Origin of the sequence: Mycobacterium sp. (genome assembly GCF_032159565.1) — a bacterium.
GTDB lineage: Bacteria > Actinomycetota > Actinomycetes > Mycobacteriales > Mycobacteriaceae > Mycobacterium.
In genome coordinates, this window is record NZ_JAVHWR010000204.1 from 1 (window position 1) to 5,401 (window position 5,401).

The 5,401-nt window shown below is 63.2% G+C and carries 5 protein-coding genes, 1 tRNA gene and 1 pseudogene; 4 read left to right on the forward strand and 3 right to left on the reverse strand.

Annotated elements, in window-relative coordinates; all coding sequences use genetic code 11:
- A partial coding sequence (locus tag QOC76_RS27530) for a KUP/HAK/KT family potassium transporter (RefSeq protein ID WP_526362484.1) occupies positions 1 to 660 on the reverse strand: 660 nt, incomplete at its 3' end.
- A gap of 78 nt (positions 661 to 738) precedes the next feature.
- Here QOC76_RS27530 and QOC76_RS27535 point away from each other — a divergent pair.
- The 3 genes from QOC76_RS27535 to QOC76_RS27545 all read left to right on the forward strand — a co-directional run bounded on the left by QOC76_RS27535 (position 739) and on the right by QOC76_RS27545 (position 2,003).
- Positions 739 to 1,377 carry a nitroreductase family protein gene (locus tag QOC76_RS27535; RefSeq protein WP_526362486.1) on the forward strand — a complete coding sequence of 213 codons (639 nt, stop codon included), beginning with the start codon at positions 739 to 741 and terminating at the stop codon, positions 1,375 to 1,377.
- On the forward strand, positions 1,377 to 1,883 hold the full coding sequence (locus tag QOC76_RS27540; RefSeq protein WP_526362492.1) for an SRPBCC family protein: 507 nt from the start codon (positions 1,377 to 1,379) through the stop codon (positions 1,881 to 1,883). The genes QOC76_RS27535 and QOC76_RS27540 overlap by 1 nt, the downstream gene beginning before the upstream one ends.
- 46 nt (positions 1,884 to 1,929) lie before the next feature.
- Positions 1,930 to 2,003 (forward strand) — tRNA-Ile (locus QOC76_RS27545).
- Between the two features lie 127 nt (positions 2,004 to 2,130).
- On the opposite strand, the gene QOC76_RS27550 is transcribed toward QOC76_RS27545, so the two are convergent.
- Positions 2,131 to 4,122: a serine/threonine-protein kinase gene (locus QOC76_RS27550; protein WP_526362488.1), complete on the reverse strand. Its 1,992-nt coding sequence runs from the start codon at positions 4,120 to 4,122 to the stop codon at positions 2,131 to 2,133.
- Between the two features lie 384 nt (positions 4,123 to 4,506).
- Here QOC76_RS27550 and QOC76_RS27555 point away from each other — a divergent pair, with 384 nt between their 5' ends.
- The gene (locus tag QOC76_RS27555; protein ID WP_526362490.1) at positions 4,507 to 5,145 is read left to right on the forward strand and encodes a hypothetical protein; all 639 of its coding nucleotides are present in this window, start codon (positions 4,507 to 4,509) and stop codon (positions 5,143 to 5,145) included.
- Positions 5,146 to 5,193: 48 nt separating this feature from the next.
- On the opposite strand, the pseudogene QOC76_RS27560 reads toward QOC76_RS27555, so the two are convergent.
- A pseudogene (locus QOC76_RS27560) lies at positions 5,194 to 5,401 on the reverse strand (N-acetylmuramoyl-L-alanine amidase); the annotation flags it as partial.

Genomic DNA, 5,401 nt, shown 5'->3' on the forward strand with positions numbered 1-5,401 from the left:
ATACGTCGGTGACAGGGCCTTGAGAATCTCCGGATGCGCGGCGATGCCGCTGACTCCGCAGGCGCCGATGGCGAGAAACCACGCGACCATCACCGGACCGAATGCCCTTCCCACAATGGCGGTGCCGCGTCGTTGCACATAGAACAGCGCGACGATGATGACCACGGTGATCGGCACGACCCACTGCTCGAATCCCGGGTCGACGACCTCGATGCCCTCGATGGCGGACAGCACGGAGATCGCCGGAGTGATCATGCTGTCGCCGAAGAACAGCGATGCGCCGAAGACGCCGAGCGCGGCGAGGATCAGGGCGGTGCGGTGGCGGGTCTCCGACCCCCAGCGGCGCAACAGGGTGATCAGCGCCATGATGCCGCCCTCACCGTCGTTGTCGGCGCGCAACACCAGGCTCACATAGGTGAGCGTGACGATGACCATGATCGACCAGAAGATCAACGACACGACGCCGTAGACGTTGTCGGCGTTGAGCGGTACCGGGTGGGGATCGCTCGGGCTGAATACCGTCTGGACGGTGTAGATCGGGCTGGTGCCGATGTCGCCGAACACCACCCCTAGACCTGCGAGGACGATGGCCGGCCGGACCGACTTCCCGGCGGCGCTGTGTGCCGACGAGGCGGTTTCGGTCTTCGATTGTGAAGCCATGGCGGTTCGATGGTAATTCTCGACTGGCCGACAGGTCACCAACTACACCGGTGACACCCCCTCGCGAAGAGGGCAGGATTGACCGCCGTGGACATCGCAGCGGTCGACGAGGTGCTTTCGACGACGAGGGCGGTCCGGCGACGACTCGACCTCAGCCGTCCGGTCCAGCGTGAAGTCATCCTGGAATGTCTGCGGTTGGCTATTCAGGCTCCGACGTCCAGTAACGGCCAGAATTGGCGTTGGATGATGGTCACCGACGCCGACAAGAAGGCTGCCATCGCCGACATCTACCGCAGCTGTGGCGAGGCCTATTTGGCGCACGCAGCGAGGACCACGGCGGACCCGCAGACCCGAAGGGTGTACGAGAGCGCGCATGCGCTCAGCCAGACGCTGGCTCGAGTTCCGGTGCACGTCATCCCGTGCATCGAGGGCCGCCTGAACCAACCCGAGTTGGTCGTCGCCGCATCTGAATGGGCATCGATCATCCCCGCCGCGTGGAGCTTCATGCTCGCGCTGCGGGCGCGTGGCCTCGGATCGGTCTGGACCACCTTGCACCTGATGAAGGCCGACGAGGTGGCTGAAATCCTCGGCATACCCGACACCGTCACGCAGGCTGCGTTGCTGCCGGTGGCGTACACGATCGGCACCGAGTTCAAACCGGCGGCCCGGCCGCCCGTCGAGACGATCACGTCATGGAATACCTGGGACGCGCACTGATGCGGTCTTTCACAGCGACGTTCTGGGTCCAGGCGCCACCGCGCAAGGTTTGGCGGGTGCTGCATCCACCACCGCCGCCAGGAGCGGCCCTTCCGCGCGTCATCGAGTATCCGGCGGGCAGCATCGAAATCCTCAACGAAGGCGACGAAGCGGGTCAGGGCCTGGTCCGGACCTGTGTTTTCGACGTGCCCCGCTATCTGCTCTCCGGCGGCAAGGCCCGGTCGTGGGAGACGGTCACCGAGGCCCGGGTGAACGAGTTGTCCAGATACGTGTCCATCAGCAAGCCCCTGTGGTCTCGCGCTGAGGGCTACCACCAGCTCGAGGAGCAACCCGATGGCACCACCCGTCTGACGTTTCACGAGACCTATCACGCCTACAACCCGGTGCTTCGCTCGCTGTTGGAACGCCGCGTACACAACAAGATCTCGACCGACAACATGGCGACCTACGAACACGCATTGAGCTTCGCGGGGCGAACGACGAGATTGTCGTGGTCGGTTACCTGATCGCCGTGCGATGGCGGCGGGCGCTAGTCTCTAAGGCCGTACATCGGGGGCGGTAGCTCAGTTGGTTAGAGCCGTGGACTCATAATCCATTGGTCGCGGGTTCGAGCCCCGCCCGCCCCACTTCACACGTGTATTGCTGCGGCCGATATTTGACGTTTCTACTTCGGCTGATGCTTGACAGTTGCCTCGGCTGATCCTTGACGCTCCCGACACGGAGGTAGTTGAGCGTGGCCGGTTTTCCACGGGCTCAGTCTCCGGAGCGCTCGACCCGAGAATCGAAGTCGCTGTCGAAGGGACAATCGCCAGTGATCGCGTAATGACCACTTCCGCTAAGCAGCGTGATCGGATTCTGCGGCGGCTGCGGCAGTGGGTACTCCAGGGTCATTTGCTTGCGCGCACTACCGCCGGCACTGCATTGGCTGTCGGCTGATGTTGTGTTCAGGACCCACCGTTGTTGTTTGAAAGTGAAAGACCTGGCCTGGTTGGGACTGAACCAATAGCTGAGGCAGCGCTGCGCGGTCCGAAGACAATACGTCTTGATTTCAAACTCATTTTCCGTCTTCTGCCCGACCCGGTATGTGTCGGTTTCTCGGTATTGGCCCGACAACGCGTCGGCTGGCGACGTCACCAGGGGTGGCTGGTTGTGAGGGTCGGCGATTGCGACATCTGCTTGAACATCCCCCGTACGGGTGAAGGTCACTTGCTGGTTGCGGGCACAGGTTTGCGTCGATCGAACAACGAATTCGCCGACCACCGTACCGTCGGGCCGTCCTTGCAGCCACATCGTCTCCCAAAATTCGGCAGGGGAATTCTGACATGTCCCGGCTGTCGTACTGACTGCGATCCACCGTTCGCCGATTTGGTCGAGGATCATTGTCGAAATCGTGGATTGAGCCCCGCTGACCTTCGATGCGGTTGCTACACAATCACCTTCGCGGCACGAGGATTTCATCACCCATGTCTCTGGGCCGCCCTGGCCGTTTTCATATGGCTTGCCGTCAGGCTGTGTGTTCGCGCCGTAATCAGCGACGAACGTGCCGTCGAGGGGCGCATCCTGGTTGGGATGGCTCTCGTTTCCGGTGACGAACACGGCGACCGTGGCGACGGTCGCGAGAACAAGGAGGACTGCGGCGGGGATTGTCACCGCCTTGCGTCTCCACCACGGCTGCCGCGACGCTGCGGTGCCTGCCAACACACCGGGAGTGCCGCGGTTGGAGGGCGCCACCACCTTCGGCCGGCCGTTGGCGGGTCCGCGCTGAGCAGCCGAGGATTGGTCAACATCCGTGAGTGGACGGGCCTGGGTGGGCGCCCGGGGGCTGTCAACGTCCTCGGGGATGGCGCGCTGCGTGGGCGTCGAGGCCGGTACAGCGGGTTTACCGGGCGAGGGTTCGAGCTTCCCGGCCGGCGGCGTTATTGCTGCTCGAGCCGCGCGGGCCAACTCCACGGTGGTGGCATACCGCCGGCCGGGGTCTTTCGCCATGCCCACCGCTACCACAGCATCCAGTTGCGCAGAGACACCTGGTCGGGTGACCGAAGGGCGCGGCGGTGGAGTTGTCAAGTGTCCGGCGATCTGCTGCTCCACACTGTCACCGGGAAATGGCCGGCTGGAAGTCAGACACTCATACAACACACAAGCGAGCGAATAGATGTCTGAGGCGATGTCGCTGCGGCCCTCGACAAACCTCTCTGGGGCCATATATGGCCACGTGCCGACGACGTTGCCCGTAGCGGTCAGTCCCGTCTCGCCAGCGCCGCGGGCGATTCCAAAATCGATCAGATAAGCGAAATCATCCTCACTGACCAGAACGTTGGAGGGTTTCACATCGCGATGGACCAGCCCAACCCGGTGCGCAGCATTCAACGCTGAGGCGACCTGCTCGATTATCTTGACCGACCGCGCGGCGTCCATGGGTCCGTCGGCTAGAACGTGCTCTAGGTTGTCCCCCTCGATCAGGCGCATGTCCACATAGAGTCGGCCATCGATCTCCCCGAAGTTGTGGATCGGCACGACATGAGGCTCACTGAGCTGCGCCGCGGCATGGGCCTCGCGCCGGAACCGCTGCTTGAAGATTCGATCGCCGGCCAGAAGCGCCGGCAACACCTTTACCGCGACAATCCGCTCGGTGTCGGTGTCAAATGCCTTCCAGACCTCACCCATACCGCCGACGCCCAACCGCCCAATAAATCGATAGCGGCCGAACGGCGTTCCCTCCACTACGCCGCCCGCCGACAGCGACAAACCAGCAATTTCACAGCTTCACGATAAGCCGCCGCGTCACTGCCTGTTCAAGATTGCAATCGGCCCTTCATTCCATGCGGAGTCGGTCAACGGGGAGCTGGTTCTGTGATGTTCCTGCAAAGACGCTGGGACAATTCCACTGTCCATTAATTAACTGAATCGCTAGGTCGAAGGCGGTGCTCGTGAACCTCTCCCGCCAGTTGCGGGTGCGCGTGCGGGCGGTGGCTGCGTCAATCACAGTTGTCGCAGCGCTCTTCACCGTGTGCACACCACAAGCCCAGGCCTTCTTCGTTCGATACCACGAGCGCATCACGCGGGATGCGCTGCCGCCAGATCTCGTCGACCCGTCAGCATGCTCCAAATTCTGGGTCGGCCCCCCGCCGGGTGCAGGAGCCGCAGGAAGCGATGCGTTTGCGACCGATTTGTTTCGACATCTCGAGTAATGCGAAGAATCCAGTAGACATCTGTGCCCGTGCGCAGGATGCGTGGAACATCTTCACGCCGGTGTTGTTGAGCGGGGCGCAGCCCATAGGCCCGGGCGGCACAGACTTGGTCGATGGATTCGCCGCCCGCTCGGCGTTCGGTGGCTTGGCGCACGCACTCCAAGATTTCTACGCACACTCCAATTGGGTAGAGGACAACATCGCCGCAGGCCAGCCGGAGCGGCTCGCCGCGCCCATCTTCCCGACATGCAATCCTGCCGCCTTCCCTTCCGGATACACCGGATACTTCTCCATGGACTTTTCCTCGGACTTCCCTCTCGGGGGCTGCCCGCCGGGAGGTCCACCGCCCGGTTTTCAGGAGTGTCATTCGGTGTTGAACAAGGACGGGAGTAGTGAGCCGGCCGGTAGTGTCCGCGCCCCCTGCACAGATATGACCTATTTTGATCTTGCCGCTCTGCTCGCCACCAGGGCGACCACTGAACTGTTCTGGCAGATCCGCGGCCTCGTTGTTGGCGGCGCCGGGGAATGCGTGGCGAACAACATTTTTCAGGCCGACAGGCATGAACCTTGTGTGCCTTAGCCGAAGCCGAACTCGTGTCGGGATTCCAGCTCCGCAGCGAGTTCTAATCTAGCCGGCACCCGGCAACGAGCCGGAGCAACTCGCCGGCAGCGGCGGGCAGTCGGCGGGCGTGCCGTCGACCGGAGCCGGCACTTCTGCTGAGCCGGGTCCGGTACCGGTGTCGCCGGTGCCGGTGTTGGCGGTTCCGGGGGCCAGGCCGGGTGCGGTGCCGGTGTTGGCGGTTCCGGGGGCCAGGCCGGGTGCGGTGCCGGTGTTG

Coding starts and splice junctions, on each gene's coding strand:
- QOC76_RS27540 (WP_526362492.1), top strand. CDS start 1,377: ATGCGGTCTTTCACAGCGACGTTCTGGGTCCAGGCGCCACCGCGCAAG.